This is a genomic window from Reyranella sp. (assembly GCF_965227665.1).
GTDB lineage: Bacteria > Pseudomonadota > Alphaproteobacteria > Reyranellales > Reyranellaceae > Reyranella.
In genome coordinates this window covers 5,532,527-5,551,349 of sequence record NZ_OZ245767.1, presented here as the reverse complement: position 1 = coordinate 5,551,349, position 18,823 = coordinate 5,532,527, and the positions used below count along the sequence as shown (strand labels likewise).

Annotated in this window: 18 protein-coding genes and 1 tRNA gene; 12 read left to right on the top strand and 7 right to left on the bottom strand. The window is 66.2% G+C overall.

The features are described from left to right. Positions 1–19: 19 nt before the first annotated feature. Together ACO07I_RS26870 and ACO07I_RS26865 are read right to left on the bottom strand one after the other, a co-directional pair. A complete protein-coding gene (locus ACO07I_RS26870) occupies positions 20–1,630 on the bottom strand; it encodes an ABC transporter substrate-binding protein (protein WP_422012919.1) in 1,611 nt (536 codons plus the stop codon). A 41-nt stretch (positions 1,631–1,671) separates the two neighbouring features. Beyond that, complete coding sequence (locus tag ACO07I_RS26865; protein WP_422012917.1) at positions 1,672–2,532, bottom strand: phosphotransferase; 861 nt, start codon at positions 2,530–2,532, stop codon at positions 1,672–1,674. A 102-nt stretch (positions 2,533–2,634) separates the two neighbouring features. Here ACO07I_RS26865 and ACO07I_RS26860 point away from each other — a divergent pair, with 102 nt between their 5' ends. From ACO07I_RS26860 to ACO07I_RS26850, 3 genes are read left to right on the top strand one after another with little or no spacing between them, the layout of a single operon-like run. Further along, positions 2,635–4,308, top strand: coding sequence for a thiamine pyrophosphate-binding protein (locus ACO07I_RS26860; protein WP_422012915.1), 1,674 nt, complete (start codon positions 2,635–2,637; stop codon positions 4,306–4,308). Between the two features lie 14 nt (positions 4,309–4,322). Then, entirely contained in the window at positions 4,323–5,210 is an 888-nt protein-coding gene (locus tag ACO07I_RS26855) for an alpha/beta fold hydrolase (protein WP_422012913.1), read from the top strand. An 18-nt stretch (positions 5,211–5,228) separates the two neighbouring features. Beyond that, on the top strand, positions 5,229–6,215 hold the full coding sequence (locus tag ACO07I_RS26850) for an NADPH:quinone oxidoreductase family protein (RefSeq protein ID WP_422012911.1): 987 nt from the start codon (positions 5,229–5,231) through the stop codon (positions 6,213–6,215). 171 nt (positions 6,216–6,386) lie between these two features. Here the strand turns inward: ACO07I_RS26850 and ACO07I_RS26845 are convergent, their stop codons facing one another. The 3 genes from ACO07I_RS26845 to ACO07I_RS26835 form a co-directional block, all read right to left on the bottom strand. Continuing rightward, a complete protein-coding gene (locus ACO07I_RS26845; RefSeq protein WP_422012909.1) occupies positions 6,387–7,235 on the bottom strand; it encodes an enoyl-CoA hydratase in 849 nt (282 codons plus the stop codon). A gap of 53 nt (positions 7,236–7,288) precedes the next feature. After that, positions 7,289–8,209, bottom strand: a complete 921-nt coding sequence (rpoH, locus tag ACO07I_RS26840; protein ID WP_422012907.1) for an RNA polymerase sigma factor RpoH — start codon at positions 8,207–8,209, stop codon at positions 7,289–7,291. A 142-nt stretch (positions 8,210–8,351) separates the two neighbouring features. Continuing rightward, positions 8,352–9,323: an RluA family pseudouridine synthase gene (locus tag ACO07I_RS26835; protein ID WP_422012905.1), complete on the bottom strand. Its 972-nt coding sequence runs from the start codon at positions 9,321–9,323 to the stop codon at positions 8,352–8,354. Positions 9,324–9,332: 9 nt separating this feature from the next. Between ACO07I_RS26835 and ACO07I_RS26830 the strand changes: the two genes are divergently transcribed. The 6 genes from ACO07I_RS26830 (at position 9,333) to ACO07I_RS26805 (ending at position 15,012) form a co-directional block, all read left to right on the top strand. Continuing rightward, positions 9,333–9,671 (top strand): DUF6476 family protein, encoded by a 339-nt coding sequence (locus ACO07I_RS26830; RefSeq protein WP_422012903.1) that lies wholly within the window; start codon positions 9,333–9,335, stop codon positions 9,669–9,671. A gap of 28 nt (positions 9,672–9,699) precedes the next feature. Then, complete coding sequence (locus tag ACO07I_RS26825) at positions 9,700–10,746, top strand: threonine aldolase family protein (RefSeq protein ID WP_422012901.1); 1,047 nt, start codon at positions 9,700–9,702, stop codon at positions 10,744–10,746. A gap of 7 nt (positions 10,747–10,753) precedes the next feature. Beyond that, positions 10,754–13,051 (top strand): molybdopterin-dependent oxidoreductase, encoded by a 2,298-nt coding sequence (locus tag ACO07I_RS26820; RefSeq protein WP_422012899.1) that lies wholly within the window; start codon positions 10,754–10,756, stop codon positions 13,049–13,051. Between the two features lie 90 nt (positions 13,052–13,141). Continuing rightward, a complete protein-coding gene (hemP, locus tag ACO07I_RS26815) occupies positions 13,142–13,324 on the top strand; it encodes a hemin uptake protein HemP (RefSeq protein ID WP_422012897.1) in 183 nt (60 codons plus the stop codon). Between the two features lie 370 nt (positions 13,325–13,694). Continuing rightward, positions 13,695–14,528 (top strand): phytanoyl-CoA dioxygenase family protein, encoded by an 834-nt coding sequence (locus ACO07I_RS26810; RefSeq protein ID WP_422012895.1) that lies wholly within the window; start codon positions 13,695–13,697, stop codon positions 14,526–14,528. A 16-nt stretch (positions 14,529–14,544) separates the two neighbouring features. Then, positions 14,545–15,012, top strand: coding sequence for a hypothetical protein (locus ACO07I_RS26805; protein ID WP_422012893.1), 468 nt, complete (start codon positions 14,545–14,547; stop codon positions 15,010–15,012). 3 nt (positions 15,013–15,015) lie between these two features. Here the strand turns inward: ACO07I_RS26805 and ACO07I_RS26800 are convergent, their stop codons facing one another. After that, positions 15,016–15,819, bottom strand: coding sequence for a class II aldolase/adducin family protein (locus ACO07I_RS26800; protein WP_422012891.1), 804 nt, complete (start codon positions 15,817–15,819; stop codon positions 15,016–15,018). A gap of 75 nt (positions 15,820–15,894) precedes the next feature. On the opposite strand from ACO07I_RS26800, the gene ACO07I_RS26795 reads away from it, so the two are divergent. The 3 genes from ACO07I_RS26795 (at position 15,895) to ACO07I_RS26785 (ending at position 17,030) form a co-directional block, all read left to right on the top strand. Next, positions 15,895–16,596 carry a methyltransferase gene (locus ACO07I_RS26795; protein WP_422012889.1) on the top strand — a complete coding sequence of 234 codons (702 nt, stop codon included), beginning with the start codon at positions 15,895–15,897 and terminating at the stop codon, positions 16,594–16,596. Beyond that, positions 16,593–16,898, top strand: a complete 306-nt coding sequence (locus tag ACO07I_RS26790; protein ID WP_422012887.1) for a hypothetical protein — start codon at positions 16,593–16,595, stop codon at positions 16,896–16,898. The genes ACO07I_RS26795 and ACO07I_RS26790 overlap by 4 nt, the downstream gene beginning before the upstream one ends. A 56-nt stretch (positions 16,899–16,954) precedes the next feature. Next, a tRNA-Glu gene (locus ACO07I_RS26785) sits at positions 16,955–17,030 on the top strand. A gap of 464 nt (positions 17,031–17,494) precedes the next feature. Here ACO07I_RS26785 and ACO07I_RS26780 read toward each other — a convergent pair. Continuing rightward, positions 17,495–18,466, bottom strand: a complete 972-nt coding sequence (locus tag ACO07I_RS26780) for a hypothetical protein (RefSeq protein ID WP_422012885.1) — start codon at positions 18,464–18,466, stop codon at positions 17,495–17,497. Between the last annotated feature and the right edge of the window lie 357 nt (positions 18,467–18,823).

Genomic DNA, 18,823 nt, shown 5'->3' with positions numbered 1-18,823 from the left:
CGAGGCTTCGGGTCGCCCCCTATTTCAGGCTGACGTTCGTCAGGTCGACGAACCATGACTGCGCCGGGACGAAGCCCTGCACGTTCTTGCTGAAGGCGCGCGGATTGAGGTCGTGCACGATGTAGAGCCAGGGCGGATTGTCGACCAGCCGCTCGTGCGCCACCTTGAAGTTCTGCAGGATCGTCGCATCGTCCGTCGCCTCGGCCAGTGTCTTCAGCGCCGTCTCGAACTTTTCGTCGTTCCACTGCTCGAAGTTGGACCCCATCGGCGAGAAGTTCGCCGCGGCGAAATAGCGGTACATCATGCCGACGTCGCTCGACGGCGAACTCACGTTCAGCGCCATCGCTCCGTTGAGCGACGGGGCATCGGGCGTGGCGCGGCTGGCGTTCAGCAGCACCTGCCATTCGACGGCATCGACCTGGACATCCACGCCGCAGGCCTGCTTCAGGTTCTCCTGCAGGGCCTCGTTCATCGGCAGCGGCAGCATCTGGCCGGACCCCGACGTCGAGATCATGACCTTGAAGGACAGCGGCTTCTGCGGCGTGAAGCCGGCCTCGGCCAGCAGCGCTTTGCCCTTGGCCGGATCGAACGTGTACTTGTTCACCGGATTGCCGAAGGCGGCGTCGGTCGGCTTCAGCCAGCCGACCGACGGCTCGGCGGTGCCGTTCAGCATCGAGACGATGGCGTTACGATCGATGCAGTAGTTCAGGCCCTGGCGCACGCGGACGTCGGCCAGCGGGCTGTTCTTGGCGGCCATGTTGTAGAACCACGGCCAGACATGCGGGTAGGAGTTGGTCGAGATCACGTAGCCCGCCTGCTTCAACGACGGGATGCCGTCCGGCGGCGGCACCTCGATCCAGTCGACACGCCCCGAGCGCAGCGCGGCCAGGCGTGTATTGGCCTCGGGGATCGGCAGCAGCAGGACCGCATCGACCTTGGCCTTCTTTCCGGCATCCCAATAGTCGTCGTTGCGGCCCAGCGAGACCGACTGGCGCGGCACGACCTTGGTGATCTTGAACGGCCCGGTGCCGGCGCCGCCGGCGGCGGCGACCTTGTTCCAGTCCTTGCCGGCCTTCTCCCACTGCGTGGGCGAGGCGGTCAGAATGTAGGGCACCATCCACGGGAAATAAGAAGCAACGACGGTCGTGGTGAGCGCCACCGTGTTGTCGTCGATCTTCTTGTAGCTGGCGAGAATCGGCACGCGGGAGCGCATGATTCCGGCGGCGTTGGCCTCGAACTGTGGGCTGTCTTTGTTGAAGATGCGCTCGAGATTCCAGATCACCGCGTCGGCGTTGAAGTCGGTGCCATCGTGAAACTTCACGCCCTTACGGAGATTGAAGATCCAGGTCTTCTTGTCGTCGGGTGCCTGCTTCCAGCTCTCGGCGAGGCCCGGCCGCAGGGTCGCGAGCTGGTCCGACTTCGACAGGTCGAACAGGACGAGGCCCTCGAAAATCGGGAACCCCAGGAAGCGCATGCCCTCGAAGCCGTTATTCGGCATGCCCGTGGTGGTCGGGATGTCCGACGCCGTCATGGCGATGCGCAGCGTCTTCTCCTGGGCCTGCGCGGCCGATAGCGGCAGCAGGGACGCGGCGGCCAGGGCCACAGCGAGACGGAATCGGCGAAGGCTCATGCATTTGCTCCTGAAGTCAGCTCCCCAGCAGCGACATGCAATCACCGGGCCATCAATTCCTCGAAGCGATGCAGATAGTCGCGCGCGTGCGCCTTGTAGTCGGCACCGGGGATCTGCAGGTGAATGTCGGACACCATGGCCCACATCGCTTCACGCAGGGCACTGGCGGCTTTCATGGCCTGGAAGGAGCGGCGCAGATCGCGCGGGACCTTGCCCTCGAAATAGGCATCCAGGAGGGCCTCATCCTCCGGCTCGCCAAAGCCGCCGTTCGCCGACAGATTGGCCAGGTCGAACAGGGCTGTGCCGAAGCCGCCATATTCCCAGTCGATGAGCCAGAGACGCGTGCCATCGTCCATCACGTTGCCCGGCAGCAGGTCGTGATGACCGAAGACCATGGGCATCGGCACCTGCGCCGCCTCGAGCGCCCTGTTCGCCTTCAGGTAGCGCGGCACGTCGACGGCGAACGGGCTCTCCGATCCCGCGATCGTGCGCCCATAGTCGCGGATCACATGGAAGACCCAGAAGAAGTTCGGGGGACCGGCGAAATGCTCGCCGACGCAACGATGGCACTTCCGCAGGAGTGGCGCGAGGCGCGGGATGTCGGCGCGCAGATCGGCTTCCGTGAAGGTTCGCCCGTCGACATGACGCATCACGAGAATGCCGGGCTCGGCATGCACGACCTCGGGCGAAAGACCCGCCGCATGGGCGGCGATCGAGGCAGCACGCTCTCGATCGCGGAACACGTGATGAACCGGAATGTCGCCGCCGCAGCGCACGACGAACTTCTCGCCGGCATCCTCGACGACGTAAGACAAGTTGGTCAGGCCACCCAGCAGCGGCGCCATCTTCACCCCGCCGCGCCAGCACGTCAGGGCCGCGATCCTCTGCTCGAGGTCAGTCACGGGCTTTTCGCATCGCGCGTGGTCTTCCAACCGTCATGCACTCGATCATTTCACGAGCCATCCCGCCACGCTACCCTCCCCGCCATCTCAAGGAGGAAATGAATGCCCGACGCACAGGTCCCCAACACCATCACCGGCCGCGACGCCTTCCTGCGCGTGTTGAAGGACGAGGGCGTCACCAAGATGTTCGGCAACCCGGGCACGACCGAACTGCCGATCATGCATGCGCTCTCGTCGGCTCCGGAGATGGGCTATGTGCTCGCTCTCCAGGAAGCCGTCGTGATCGCCATGGCCGATGGCTATGCGCGGGCCTCGGGCAAGCTGGTGTCCTGCAACGTCCACGTGGCGCCCGGCCTCGGCAACGCCATCGGCTCGATCTACACCTCGATGATGTCCGGCACGCCCATGATCGTGACCGCCGGCCAGCAGGAACAGGGCCATGGCCTGACCGAGCCCCTGCTCTACGCGCCCCTGGTTCCGATCGCCCAGCCCGTCGTGAAATGGGCGACCGAAGTCAGTCGCATCGAAGACCTGCCACGCATCCTTCGCCGCGCCGCCAAGGTCGCCACGACTGCGCCGACCGGCCCGGTCTTCATCTCGCTGCCCGGAGACATCCTGAACAACGAGGCCGCCATCGACATGGGTGAAGTGACCCGCGTCGACACGGCCGTGCGCCCGAGCGACGCCGCACTGGAACAGCTCGCGAAGCGCCTGCTCTCGGCAAAGAAGCCGGTGATCCTGGCCGGCCACGAGATCGCCACCTCGGACGCCTTCGCGGAAGCCACTGAACTGGCCGAGACCCTGGGCGCGCCGGTACTGCAACAGACCGTGGCCTGGGGCGCGCACTTCCCCTCCGAGCATCCCGCCTATCTCGGCGCACTGAACCGCGACCAGAAGCACGTGCGGCGCGTCCTCTCCGATTACGACCTGATGCTCTGCGTCGGATCCGACGTGCTCAAGATGTCGGTCTGGAGCGAGACCGAGCCGCTGCCCGAGACCACCAAGGTGGCGATGATCGGCCTGCGCGACTGGGAGATGGGCAAGAACTTTCCGGCCGAGATCGCGCTGCGCGCCGATGTTAAGGAGACGCTCAAGGCGCTGGTACCGCTGCTGAAGAAGCTGGGCGGGACGCAGCTCGCCGAACAGGCCAAGGCCTCTCTCGCCGAGATTTCCAAGCGCAACTGGAGCGCCCAGCGCGCGCAGAAAGCGGCCAAGGTCATCACGCCGACGACGGCGCCCCTGCCCGCCGAATGGGTGATGATGCGCCTCAGCGACAAGCTGCCCAAGGATGCCATCATCGTCGAGGAAGGACTCACGAGCACCTCGACCTTGCCGAGCTACTTCCCCTTCCGCGACCGCAACAGCTTCTTCGGCAATGTGAGCGGCGGCATCGGCTGGGGCATCGCCGCGGCTGTCGGCGTGCAGATCGCCGAACCGACGCGCCGGGTCGTGGCCGTGATCGGCGACGGCAGCGCCATGTACTCGATCTCGGCACTCTGGAGCGCGGCCAACCAGAAGCTGCCGGTGATCTTCCTGATCACCAACAACGAGGGCTATCAGATCCTCAAGAACCGGCTGAAGCTGTTCCACGGTAACGACAAGCCGATCGGCATGGACTTCAACGATCCGCCGATGAACATCGCCAAGATCGCCGAGGGTTTCGGCCTGCCCTCCGAGAGGGTCGACACGGCGGACGGCTTCGACGCCGCCCTCGACCGGGCGCTCGCCCGGACCGACGGGCCGACCCTGATCGAAGCCATGGTGAAGAAGGGCTGACGAGGAGACGCATCATGCGGGAGGTCAGGCACGCTTTCGTCGAGACGCGCGGTTTCCCGACCCACGTGGCCGAGGCCGGCCGCGGCGCGCCCCTGCTCCTGCTGCACGGGTGGCCCGAGTTCTGGGCGACCTGGGAGCCGATGTTCGAACGCCTGTCCGATCGCTTCCGGCTGATCGCACCGGACTTCCGCGGCTTCGGCGAAAGCGGCAATCCCACATCGGGGCCCTCCGACCAGGCGGGGCCCGACGTCCTGGCCGACGATATCGTGGCCCTGCTCGATCGCCTCGGCATCGCCAAGGCGGGCTTCGTCGGCCACGATGTCGGTGCTTATGTGATGCAGCGGCTGGCGATCCGGTATCCGGACCGGGTGGCCGGGCTGTTCTTCTTCAATTGCGGCACCCACGGTGTCGGCCCGCGCTGGCGCGATCCCGAACAGATCAACGAGATCTGGTACCAGACCTTCCACCAGATGCCGTTCGCGCCTGCCATCGTCGGTGCTTCACGGGATTCGTGCCGCGACTATTTCCGGCATTTCCTGACCCACTGGTGCCATCGCAAGGACGCGTTCGACGGCGTGCTGGAGCGCTGGGTCGACAACTTCATGCGACCGGGCAACCTCCAGGGTGGCTTCAACTGGTACATCTCCCAGAACGCCGGCCGGCTCGCGGTCATGGCCGGAACGGCGCCCAAGCCGCCGATGATCACCCAGCCGACGCGCGTCCTCTGGGGCCGTCACGACCCCGTTTTGAAGTCGGCCTGGATCGACGTCGTGGGAGACTATTTCCAAAACGTAGAGGCCGGCATCGCGGAGGATGCCGGTCACTTCGTTCACTACGAGCAGCCCGATCTCGCGGCACGAGAGATCGCGAGGTTCTTCGAGCGGATCGGCCACCGTGGGTAACAACGAAGGTTCGTCTCAATGAAGGCCATACAGACCGCCGATCTCAGCGCCATCGACAACTACGCCCTGGTCGACCTGCCTGCGCCCCAGCCAGGCGAAGGCGAAGTTCGGATCAAGGTTGCGGCCTGCGGGGTCGGGTTCGTCGACGCCCTCGTTGCGCTCGGCCGCTACCAGGTCAAGCCGTCCTTGCCTCACGTGCCCGGCGCCGAGATCGGGGGCTTGGTGGATGCGCTGGGGCCAGGGGTCACGCGATTCGCAATCGGAGAGCGTGTCCTGGCACAGGCGCGCGGTGGCTTTGCCGAGTACGCGATCGCCTCGGAACGGGCCGTCAGCCGCATTCCCGACCGGATGAGCATGAACCAGGCCGCCGGCTTTCGAGTCAACTACGGCACGGCCCTGCACGGACTTCGCGATCGCGCTGCCCTCAAAGCCGGGGAGACCCTGGTGGTGATCGGCGCTGCCGGTGGAGTAGGATTGGCGGCGGTCCAGGTCGGTCGGTTGCTCGGCGCCAATGTCATCGGTGTCGCCTCGACCGAGCAGAAGCGCGCCGCCGTTGCAGAGGCAGGTGCGGGAGTCACCCTCGACCGAACCATCGAAGGATGGCGGGACCGACTGAGAGCGGTGTCCCCGAACGGCGTCGACGTCGTCTTCGATCCCGTCAGTGGGCCCTTGCTACAGCCTGCGTTCCGGTCGCTTGGATGGGGTGGACGCTATCTTGTCGTGGGCTTTGCGAGTGGCGACATTCCGGCCCTGCCGGTGAATTTGCCACTCCTCAAGGGAGCGGCCCTGATCGGCGTGGACTATCGTCAGTTCGGCGCCGTATTCGAGGCCGAAGCCGCCGCCAGCGAACTGGACCAACTGCTCGCCTGGGTCGCGAAGGGCGAACTCAACGTGCCCGTCGGCAGAACCTTCCCGTTCGGCGAATACCGCGAAGCGCTTGAATATGCGCTCTCCGGTGACGGAACGGGTAAGACCATTCTGGTGGTCGATCCCAGACTCGCCTGAATCGGACCGGAATGCCGTTGAGGCAGGCGTTTCAGAAGCACTGACGAGCAACATTGTTGCGCCAACGGTCGCCTGGAGACGGGAAAAGGGGGGTGCGACGTTCGCTTCGATTGTTTCGTTTATTTCGTTTGTTTCGTTTATTCGCCGCGACTCCGACTTTTTCAACGCCCCCTAGGTCGCCTTCTCGTGCTTCTTGATGGCCGGCATCAGGCCGGTCGGATCGACCAGCTTGCCGTGCGCCAGCATGTTGTGGGCATGGGCCAGGTGGTGGAGCGCGAACGAGGTCTGCATGGCCCCGACCCGGCCCTGTGCGTCCTGGGCCGCGTTGATGGCCTGCTTCACCAGCTTCAGCGCAAACAGTGGCTTCTGGGCGATGCGTTCGGCCATTGCCAAGCCGAAGCTTTCGAGTTCGGCGCGCGGCACGACGTGGTTCACCATGCCCAGGCGATGCGCCTCGGCCGCCTTGATCCAGTCTGCCGTGAACAGGAATTCCTTGGCCTTGCGGATGCCCATCTCCCAGGGATGGGCGAAGAACTCGGCACCGCCCACGCCCATCGCCACCGAATGGTCGAGGAACTCGGCGTCCTCCGAACAGACGATGAGGTCGCAGGGCCACATCAGCATCAAACCGCCGATCATCACCTTGCCGTGGACCAGCGCCAGCGTCGGCTTGGGAATGTTCCGCCAGCGCTCGCAGAAGCCTAGATAGATCTCCTGCTCGCGCGCGTACTGGGCCTCGGCGCCGGGCTTGCCGAAGCCGCCCCAGGTGCCGACGGTGTCGTGCCTGGACATATTGCCGTGCCCGTCTTCCTCGCGCAGGTCATGCCCCGAAGAGAAGTGCGGGCCATTGGCCGACAGCACGATCACCTTCACCGCGTCGTCATGGGCGGCGCGGTCGAAGGCCTCGTTGAGCGCATAGAGGAACGCCGTGTCCTGCGCGTTGCGCGTGTCCGGTTTGTTGAGGACGATGCGCGCGATCGCGCCCGGCAGGGTCTCGTAAAGAATCGGCGAGGTCGTCATGGCGGGCTCCCGGATTTTTCCGGGAGCCTACCGCACGAAACCTCGCTCGTCGCTCAGGCGCGCGCCGGCTGGGTCGTCGGGCGGGCCGCCGCCTCGACGACCATGTTCTTCATCGCCTTCTGCAGCTTGTCGAAGGCGCGGACCTCGATCTGACGGACGCGCTCGCGGCTGATGCCGTACTTGGCCGACAGGTCCTCGAGCGTCTTCGGCTCGTCGACCAGACGGCGCTCGACGATGATGTGACGCTCGCGGTCGGTGAGTTGCTTCAGGGCCGCGGCCAGCATGCCCTTGCGCTGGCCCAGCTCCTGGCTTTCGCCCAGTCGGGCTTCCTGGTTGGGCGCATCGTCGACCAGCCAGTCCTGCCACTCCATGTCGCCCTCGGCCTTCACCGGGGCGTTCAGCGACGAGTCCGGTCCAGAGAGGCGGCGATTCATGTTCACCACCTCTTCCTCGGGGACGCCGAGGCGGGTGGCGATCTTGGTCACCTGCTCGGGCGTGAGGTCGCCCTCCTCGATGGCCTGCATCTGGCCCTTGAGCTTGCGCAGGTTGAAGAAGAGCTTCTTCTGCGCCGCCGTGGTGCCCATCTTCACGAGCGACCAGCTGTGCAGGATGTATTCCTGGATCGAGGCGCGGATCCACCACATGGCGTAGGTCGCCAAGCGGAAGCCGCGGTCCGGATCGAACCGCTTCACCGCCTGCATCATGCCGACATTGCCCTCGGAGATCAGCTCGGCGACCGGCAGCCCGTAGCCGCGATAGCCCATGGCGATCTTGGCGACGAGGCGAAGATGGCTGGTGACGAGGCGATGGGCAGCCTTCGTGTCGCCGTGCTCACGCCAGCGCTTGGCCAGCATGAACTCTTCCTGGGGTTCCAGCAGGGGAAACTTGCGGATGTCCGCCAGGTAGCGGCTCAGATTGCCCTCAGGCGTCAGGGATGACGGCAGGGCGGGAAGGTTTGCGGTGGCTGCACTCATGGCTACTCCCCCTTTCGTACTCGGGATCGCCGGTGAACGAGCGTTTAGCACTCTCGTCCCCCGACTGCTAAAACCGACTCTAGAAGTCGGAATGGTCCCGGGTCAATATAATTCCTACTAACCCCCTCAGGTATTGGGGGCTTCACTTAACACTGTTCAGCGTTCCGACCAACTTCCTGAAGTCTTCAGGCAATTCTGTGGCAAATCTTACGTACTCCCCCGTCTTTGGATGTCGAAAGGCGAGCACAGATGCGTGAAGAGCCTGCCGGGGGAACAGCTTCAACGCCTCGGGCGCACCGCCGTTGCGGGATTTGCGGCCGTAGACCGGGTCTCCCACTACCGGGCAGCCGATATGGGCCATGTGGACCCGGACCTGATGGGTCCGGCCTGTCCCAAGCTTGGCGCCGACGAGGCTCGCGATCGGCGCCAGAGCGGGCCCAAAGCGCTTTTCCAGCCAATATTCGGTGAAGGCGGCCCGGCCGCCCGTCTTGCGCACCGCCATGCGTTTGCGATCGACCGGGTGCCGTCCCAGCGCCTCCTCGACCGTCCCGCGCCCAGGCTTGGGCGCGCCCCAGACCAAGGCCGTGTAGATGCGCTCCAGGTCGTGGGCGGCGAACAGTTTGGAGAGCGCGTGGTGGGTCACGTCATTCTTGGCCACGACCATGACCCCCGACGTGTCCTTGTCGAGCCGGTGGACGATCCCCGGCCGGCGCACGCCGCCGATGCCGGACAAGCTGTCGCCGCAATGGGCCAGAAGCGCGTTCACCAGGGTCCTGTCGGGATTCCCGGGCGCGGGATGGACGACCATTCCGGCCGCCTTGTTCAGCACCAGCAGGTCGTCATCCTCGAACAGGATCTCCAGCGCCAGGTCCTGGGCCTGGGGCACGGCCGGTTCGGGCTCGGGAATGTCGACGACGACGACATCGCCCGTTTTGACCTTGCGGGACGGCTCTTCTATCGTCTGCCCCCCCGCAAGCGCTACGCAGCGGCCCTCGATCAGCGCCTTCACGCGGCTTCGCGTCAGGGAAGGCAAGGCAACAGCCAGCGCGCGGTCCAGCCGTTCGCCGGCTGCGCTCTCGTCGAAGGTCACGGTGTGGCGACCGGCGTCGCTCATGGAGTTATCTTGGCGTCCCCTGCTCAGGCCTCTGCACCACTCTGGCTGAAGGTGCTGGTTATCGGAATGGGCCTGCTGATCGTGGTGGGCTTCGTCGTCGCGGTCGCCGAAATCGCCCGGCGCATCTCTACGCCCAACGCCGGCCGTTCGCCAGCATCGGACGGCAGCCGCTTCACAGAGCGCATCGCCCTGCCCTCGGGCGCCCGGATCGTCTCGATGAACGCCGTGGGTGAGCGTCTCGTCGTGCATGTCGAGATACCGGGCGGGCCCGCGTCCGCCTATGTCGTCGACCCGCGCAGCGGCGCCCTTCTCGGCACGATCGAATTCCCGCCCGGCGCCGGCCGCTGAACAACGACGCATCCATGCGAGGACAGGAATGAATTTCAGAAGTGACAACGAGGTGGGCGCCCATCCCGTCGTTCTCGAGGCCGTGACACGCGCCTTCTCCGGCGGCAGCACCGCGCCGTCCTATGGCGCCGACGAATGGACCCATCGCGTCGAACGCCGCCTGCGCGATATCTTCGAGAAGCCCGACCTGGTGGCCTTCCCGGTCGCAACCGGCACCGCCGCCAACTCTCTCGCGCTGTCCTGCTGCACGCCCTCCTGGGGGTCGATCTACTGCCACGCCGAGGCGCATATCGTCGTCGACGAAGCCAATGCGCCGGAATTCTTCACCTCCGGCGCCAAGCTTTCCCCCCTGCCGGGCGCCGCCGGAAAGATCGACCAGAAGAAGCTCGCCGAGGCCCTTGCCCAGCCGGTCTATGGTGTCGTGCACCATCCGCAGCCGGCGGCCGTCAGCATCACCCAGGCCACCGAGTGCGGCACCGTCTATGGCCCGGACGAGGTGACCGCGATCGCCACGACCGCCCATCGCCACGGGCTGAAGCTGCACATGGACGGCGCGCGCTTCGCCAACGCCCTCGCCTTCGTCGGCTGCTCGGCGGCCGAACTCTCCTGGATGTCGGGCGTCGACGTGCTGAGCCTCGGCGCCACCAAGAACGGCGCGCTGGCGGCCGAGGTCGTGGTCTTCTTCGAGCCCGAACTCGCCCGCGAGTTCGAGTTCCGCCGCAAGCGCAGCGGCCATCTCTTCTCGAAGATGCGCTTCCTGTCGGCCCAGCTCGAGGCCTACCTGACCGACGGGCTGTGGCTCGACAACGCCAGCCACGCCAACGCGATGGCGCGCCGTCTCGTGGCCGGCCTGACGACGCTCAAGGGCACCCAGCTCCTCTATCCGGTCCACGCCAATGAGATCTTCGTCATCCTGCCCGCGCGCATGCATGATGCGCTGCAGGCCGCGGGGGCGCAGTATCATCCCTGGCCGTCGGACCGGCCGGGCGAACGTGCCTTCCGCCTCGTCACCGCCTTCGACACCGAGCCGGCCGTCATCGACCGCTTCCTGAGTATCGCCAAGACAGCAGCGTGAGAGTCCCATGACCCACCAGCGTACCCTGACCGCCGCCCACTGGGGCGTCTACGAAGTCGAATACGACGACAAGGGCCAGGCAACGAAGCTTCACCCCTTCTCCCAGGATCCCGATCCCTCGCCGATCGGCCTGCACATGCTGTCCGACGAGGTCGCGCGGATGCGTGTCCGCCGGCCGTCCTTCCGCAAGAGCTGGCTGGAGAAGGGCCCGGGCGCCGCGACCGACAAGCGCGGCCAGGAACCCTTCGTCGAAGTGCCGTGGGACGAGGCGCTCGACATGGTCGCCGGCGAACTGAAGCGCGTGAAGGACGCGCATTCGAATCGCGCGATCTTCGGCGGCTCCTACGGCTGGTCGAGCGCGGGTCGCTTCCATCACGCGCAGAGCCAGGTTCACCGCTTCCTCAATGCGCTCGGCGGCTATGTGCGTCACCAGGACTCCTACAGCCTCGGCGCGGCGCGGGTGCTGATGCCGCACATCGTGGCCAGCATGGAAGACCTGATGGCGATGCACACGACGTGGGAGGTGCTGGCCGAACACTGCAAGCTCTTCGTCACCTTCGGCGGCGCGCCGCACAAGAACGCCCAGATCAGCGCCGGCGGCGCGATGGTCCATCGCCTCAAGGACGGGCTGTACGGCATGCGTGCCAAGGGCGTGCGCTTCATCAACATCACGCCGACCGCCGAGGACCTCGACACCGGCGGCGACATCGAGTGGCTGGGGATCCGGCCGAACACCGACGCCGCGATGATCCTGGCGCTCTGCCACGTGCTCTACACCGAGAAGCTCTACGATCCCGAGTTCCTCGACCGCTGCACCGTGGGCTTCGACAAGTTCGCCCCGTCGCTGGCCGACAAGACCCCGGAATGGGCCGAGAAGATCACCGGCATCTCCGCCCATCGCATCCGCGCGCTCGCGCGCGAGATGGCGGCGACCCGCACCACGGTGAACATCAACTGGTCGCTGCAGCGCTCGCACCACGGCGAGCAGCCCTTCTGGGCGCTCGTGTCGCTCGCCTGCATGCTGGGGCAGATCGGCCTGCCGGGCGGCGGGTTCGGCGCGAGCTACGGGCCGACCAACGGCATGGGCAGCACCGCGCCGCTGCTGTCGGGCCCGACCCTGTCGCAGGGCACCAACGCGGTCTCCGACTTCATCCCGGTCGCGCGCTTCACCGACATGCTGCTCAATCCGGGCGGCAAGGTCCCGTACAACGGCCGCGACATCACCTACCCCGATATCAAGCTGATCTACTGGGCGGGCGGCAACCCGTTCCATCATCACCAGGATCTCAACCGGCTGCGGGTCGCGTGGCGGAAGCCCGAGACCATCATCTTCAACGAGCAGTTCTGGACGCCGGCGGCAAAGATGGCCGACATCGTGCTGCCCGCGACGACGGGCCTCGAGCGCAACGATATCGGCTACGCACGCCGCGAGCCCTTCCTGATCGCCATGAAGAAGGCGCGCGAGCCGATCGGCGAGGCGCGTGACGACTATTGGATCTTCTCCGAGATCACCCGTCGCCTCGGCGCCGACGACGTCTACACCGAAGGCCGCGACGAGATGCAGTGGCTGGCTCACATGTATGAGGAAGGGCGCCAGAAGTCGGCCAGAATGGGCGTGCCTCTCCCCTCCTTCGAGGAATTCTGGGAAGCCGGCATCGCCAAGGTGCCGGGCGAGAATACCGACCCGGTGATGCTCGCGAAGTTCCGGGACGATCCGGCGGCGAATCCGCTCAAGACGCCCTCGGGCAGGATCGAGATCTTCTCCGAGAAGATCGCCTCGTTCGGCTACGACGACTGTCCCGGCCACGCGACCTGGATGGAGCCGATCGAATGGCTGGGCTCGAAGAAGGCCGAGCGCTATCCGCTGCACATGCTGTCGGACCAGCCGGCGGACAAGCTGCACAGCCAGCTCGACCACAGCCCGCATGCCAAGGCGACCAAGGTCAAGGGCCGCCAGCCCGTCACCCTGCATCCGGAAGATGCCGCCGCACGCGGCATCGCCGAAGGCGACCTGTTGCGCGTCTTCAACGACCGCGGCGCCTGCCTTGCATCGGCGCGGCTGTCGGACCGCATCCGCCGCGGTGTGGTCCGGCTGTCGACCGGCGCCTGGTTCGACCCGGAGGATTCCGGCTCGAACGTGCCGCTGGAGAAGCACGGCAATCCCAACGCGCTGACGCTCGACATCGGCTCGTCGAAACTCAGTCAGGGCTGCATTGCGCAGACCTGCCTGGTCGAGATCGAGCGCTTCGACGGTGTCGCGCCGGCGGTGACGGCGCACCAGCTGCCCTCCTTCACCGGTCGCTAAATCGCCTCTCCTGGCCTCGCTTCGCCATTGACAATGCAGGCGCTTTATCTGCAAATGCGAGTGACTTGCAACTAACCAAGCGAGGCGAAGATGGATCAGATGATGCCGTTGCATTCTGCGGGTGACTCTTCTCGTGCGAAGCCCGAGCGCGACGCCGCGAGCATCGAAAGCAGCCAGCTCATGGCCGGCCGCCGCGAACTGCTCATCCGTCACGGCGCCAGCACTTACCGGCTGCGCGTGACGGCGTCCGAAAAACTGATCCTCACGAAGTAGCCGCCGCAGCATCGCGAAGCGGCTGCGGATTCGGGCCTACCTTCGACATCGAGAGGCCGTCCAGATTTTGTTGGGCGGGCTGCCGGCAGGACATGACAGTCCCACCAGACGGGGCTGAAGCCGGAAAACACGAATCTCGACACCGTCGCAGACGTGAAGCGGCTGTGTGCTGACAGGCTTCCTCGTCCCGCGTCCCGCGACCCGCCGGCCATTTCGGCTGGTGGCTGCGACCCTCCCCCCGGGCGCACGCTGCTAATTAACCTGTTGGGGCCGGCATTCTCGGGACGATCTACCCTGCCACGGTGCTCCTCTTCTTGCGCCTGTTCTGAAGGCCCGCCAGACTCAACCGTTCCAGCACGGTGGAGGTCTCATGGCCGGACGTCTCACTGCCGACGAGGTATCGCGCTATCGCCGCGACGGTTTCCACTTCCCGATCCGCGTTCTATCGCCCACGGAGGCAGGCGCCTGTCGCGAGCGGCTGGAGGCGTATGAGCGCACAGCCGGCGGACCGATCGCCGGCAACATGCGGCACAAGGTGCATCTCCTCTTCACCTGGGCCAATGCGCTGGCACGACACCCCGCCATTCTCGACGCGGTGGAGGACGTCATCGGACCGGACATCCTGTGCTGGAGCAGTACCTTCTTCATCAAGGAAGCGCGCTCGCCCTCCTTCGTGTCGTGGCACCAGGACGCGACCTATTGGGGGCTCAGCACCGACGAGGTGATCACTGCCTGGGTGGCTCTCGCCGACGCCCCCGTCGAAAGCGGCGCGATGCGGTTCTGGCCGGGCAGCCATCTCCGGAACCAGCTCGAACATCGCGACACGTTCGACGAGAACAACCTGCTCAGCCGCGGCCAGGAGATCGCGGTCGACGTGCCCGACGGCGCCGGGGTCGACGTCCCGCTGAAGGCCGGCGAGATGTCGCTGCACAATGTGCTGCTGGCCCATGCATCGGGGCCGAACACGACGGACGACCGCCGGATCGGACTGGCGCTCCGCTACATCCCGCCCCATGTCCGCCAGCTCAAGGTCCGCGATTGCGCGACCCTGGTCCGCGGACGCGATTCCTATGGAAACTTCGATCCAGAGCCGGCACCGAAGGCCGACCTCGATGCGGCCGCGCTCGCCACCCACCGCGACGCCGTCGAGCGGTCGGCGAAGGCCCTCTATTCGGGCACCGACCGCACGACCTTTCGCGCCTAGCACGCAGGAGCGAGGCGTGAATTTCGAGACGTCGGGTCGCCGCCTCGTGCTGGCTGGACTCGTGACCGCATTGGCCGGCACCGATGTTCGGGCACAGGCCGTCACAGCGCAGGCTTTCGTCGAAAATCTCTACCGGCCGTATCTCGACAAGGGTTTCCGGGGTCAGCCCTATGACGAGGCCACCCGCTTCTTCGTTCCGGCTCTCGCCCAGGGCATGGACCGCGACAATCGCGAGGCCAAACGACGGAACGAGGTGCCGGCCCTGAATGGAGATCCCTTCGTCGATGCCCAGGATTGGGAAATCTCCAGGCTCTCGATCGACGTGACGGCCAGCGGCGATGCTGCCACCGCGCGGATATCGTTCCAGAACTTCGGCGAAACGAAGCGGCTCGTGCTGGAGCTCGCGAAGACGCCGGCGGGCTGGCGCATCGCCGAGATCGAGGCGCCCAGCGGCTCCCTGAGGGCGCTCTACAAACTCAAGTGAGCGTCAGTGCCGCCAGCTCGTGTCGACCTTGTCGAGCTTGCGCACCAAGGCGGCGAATTCGAGGTCGCCGATGCCCACCGCGGACTCCATTTCCGAGAAGCGATCCATGTCGGCGCCGGACTTCGCCGCCAGATTGTCGCCGAGCACATTGAGCGTGCCCGCCGCCGCCGCATCGAGCTGGATCTGGCAGGCACGTTCGAGGCGGTAGAGCCGCAGGAAAGCCTCCGGCACCGAGCGGCCCGTGGTCAGCAGCCCGTGGTTGCGCAGCATCATCGCCTGGTTGTTGCCGAGGTTCGCCAGCAGCCGGGCCCGCTCGTCGAGGTCGAGGCTCGGCCCCTCATAGTCGTGATACGAGAGCCTGCCATGGAAGGCGGTCGCCACCATCGACACCGGCAGCAGCCCATCCTTCAGGGCACAGACGGCCATGCCGGCCCGCGTATGCGTGTGCATCACGACCTTGTGGCGCTCGGCATGGGCCATGTGGACCGCCGAGTGGATGACGAATCCCGCGTAGTTCACGGGATGGGGGCTCGGCTCCACGATCTTCCCGTCGAGGTCGATCTTGACCAGATTCGAGGCCGTCACCTCGTCGTAGTTCAGCCCGTAGGGGTTGATCAGGAAGTGCGGCGCCTCCCCCGGCACCCGCGCGGTGAGGTGACCGTAGATCAGCTCGGTCCAGCCGAAATGGTCGACCAGCCGGTAGGCGGCTGCAAGCTGGCGGCGCAACACCCATTCGCCATCGGCCGGCGGCAGCGAATGCACGTCGATGCCGGTGAGCGGCAGTTCGGAAGCGATCGGCATGTCCATGACGGGTCCTCCAGCGACGGCGACGAAGCTTAGGCCCGCGCGCTATGGTCGGGCAACCAAAGAGGAAACGCCCGAATGCCGAACGCCCAGCGCCTCGACACGACGCGGTTGCAGAAGATTGCCCAGGCCTATTGGGAGAGCGCCGCCCTGATGGCAGCGGTCGAGCTGGAAATCTTCACCGCGATCGCCCATGGACACGACACGATTCCCGCCGTCGCGAAGGCCGTCGGCATTTCGGAGCGCAACGCCGAGCGCCTGCTGACCGTGCTGGCCGCCATGACCCTGCTGTCGCGCGACGGCGACCGCTTCGCCAACGCGCCCGACGTGCAGCGCTTCCTGGTGAAGGACGGCGAGCGCTACGCGGGCCCGTGGATCCTGTTCACCAAGCCGCGCTGGAAGGCCTTCGGCGAACTCTCCGAGCGCCTGCGCGACGGCCAGGAGAACAGGCTCGGCGCCTACGTGGATTTCACGGTCGAGGACGCAAGGCGCTATCACGCCGCGACCTACTCGATCGGCATGGGCGCGGCCCGCCTGTTCAGCCGCAGCGTCGACCTCTCGGGCCGCAAGCGGATGCTCGATCTCGGCGGCGGTTCCGGCGCCTACAGCATCGTGGCGACCCAGACCTATCCCGGCCTCGAGGCGATCGTGCTCGACCTGCCGCCGGTCACCGTGGTGGCCGACGAGTATATCGCCGCCAACGGCGCCACGGGGCGCGTCCGCACCCTGCCCGGCGACTTTACCGAGACCCCGTTCCCGCAGGGGTCGACGTCGTCGTGATGGCCAGCAACCTGCCGCAATACGAGCCCGCCCTGATCCGCCGGGTCGTCGGCAAGGCGTTCGCGGCCCTCGTGCCGGGCGGCGAGATGCACCTGATCGGCGAGACCCTCCACGACGACAGGAACGGCCCGCTTTCGGCAGCCCTGTGGGGCCTGAACGAGGCCATCCAGAACAGCACCGGCCTGGCCCATACGGAATCGGAAGTGAAAGGATATCTGCAGGGGGCCGGCTTCGCCGAGGTAACCGTCCACCCCTTCGTCCCGGGCGTACTGTCGCGCATCGCCGGCCGTAAGCGTGGCTGAACAAGTGGGGTTGCTTCCGCGCGGCCATTCGACTATCAGTCCGCCTCTGGCCCTATGCTCCCTTCGTCTAGAGGCCTAGGACGTGGCCCTCTCAAGGCTAAAACACGGGTTCGAATCCCGTAGGGAGCGCCAGGCTCGTTCACTGAGGATTTCGTGAACACCAATGCCTGGGTCGATACCGGAGCTCCCGGCTACCGCCGCAAAGTCGAACGCAGCAGTATTTCGACGAGCTGCTTGAGAATCATTCGTCCGCCGATCCGGCCAATGCGCTGGGCGATCGGACCGATCGGATTTGGTGCTCTTGCGGCTGATGGGCGAGGCTCTTGCTCAGGCATTTGAGAGGCAAGAGCCCGCTGCCGATCGGCGTGGCGGCGCCTCTTCCGTTGCGCCCTGCGCTCCTGGCGCTTGCGGAGCCTCTCGGCGCTGAGCTCGTCATTATTTCCAGGCCGATCCGTCATCCCGCGATCCTATAGCTGCGATACCGAGCGCCACCCTGACCGGACCTCTCCCACTTCCAAAATGGTGAAGATCCAGCCAAACAAAAGCGCCGGCGAGGTGGCTCCCCGCCGGCGCTGTCTGTTTTCGGGACTTTGGCGCTACCAGAACCGCGTCGAGCCCAGGAAGCTCACGGCGGTGCGCTCGTCGCGGTGACGGGCGCCCACGCCGGCGCCGGCACAGGCGGCCGCACAGCCGATGGCCAGGGTCGCGGCTGCCAGGAAGGCCGCGATGATGGCGGTCTTGCGCGCGGCGTCAGCGGCATCGCGAGCCTTCTGCTCCGCTGCCTTCAGATCCGCGTAGGTCTCGTCGACCCGCTTCTCGGCATCGGCCTGCGACATGCCCGTCTGTTCGGCCACGACGCGCGCAAGGTAGGTGCGGTCGCGGACGTCGAGCTGCGGCGACGTCAGACTGGCGGCCAGAGCACGGGCCATAGGCGCCTCGAGATCGGCACGAGTCCGCCGCGCCTGTATCGCCGGCGCCTGGGCGCCGCCCGCGGGAGCAGCCGTCGCTGCGGGATCAGCAGCTGCAGCCGCCGGGCCCGGTGCCAGCAGACGATCGATCGCGTAGTCGGTCGGCCTCAGCGAGAGCTGGCCCATCGCCGGATTGGACGCCGCGCCTGCCGTGCCCGCTGCTGCGATGGCGGTCGTCGCCTTGCCGGCGGCAGAGACAACGGCACCGACGCCGGAAGCCGCCAAAGCGGCGCCGAGCAGCACACCGATCGACCAAACGCCGAAGCCGTGGGCGCCGTCGCGAAAATAGCTCTCGGTCTCGTCGGTGGTGCGCCAGGGCGAACGCATGCGGCCGGCGATATAGCCGCCCGCGGCAAAGCTCGCGACCATCACCAAGGCAAGGTAGACCGCCGCGAGAATGGCGGCGCCCTTCGCCGAGATGCCGGCATAAGGATAGGGCGATACGACGCTGAGCCCAAGCGCCGAGCCGAAGGCCAGCAGCACGACGGACATGGCAGCAGCGCCCAGAGCGCCGAGAATCACCGGCCCCCAGTCGAGATAGCGGAAGGGAACGGTCTCGACCGGAACGGCGGTGGTGGGTGTGGTGGTGGCGATTGCCATGATCGCGTCCTACCGCAGACCGAGGAAGGACAGGACGAACATGACGACGACGACGAGTCCGACCAGATAGATGATGCCATTCATTGCAATACTCCTCAGTTGAGGAGGGGAACGCCACTTTCCCGCCCGAGTTCCGCCCGTATTTGCAGATGGGTCACGGTTGTCGGCTTCAATGAAATCTCGCGGGCCGGGCGCCACTCCGGCTGACCATGTTCGCTACCTACGCACCGTGAGGTCATGGTCGCTGCTGTCGGATATCCGCTTTGGGCGTGCCCCCGCTCAAGGTGGGCCCTCCCCGGCTCCCGTGCGTTGAGCTGCGTGTCTGCATTCCACGCCGCCGCGAGTGTCATCGCCCTT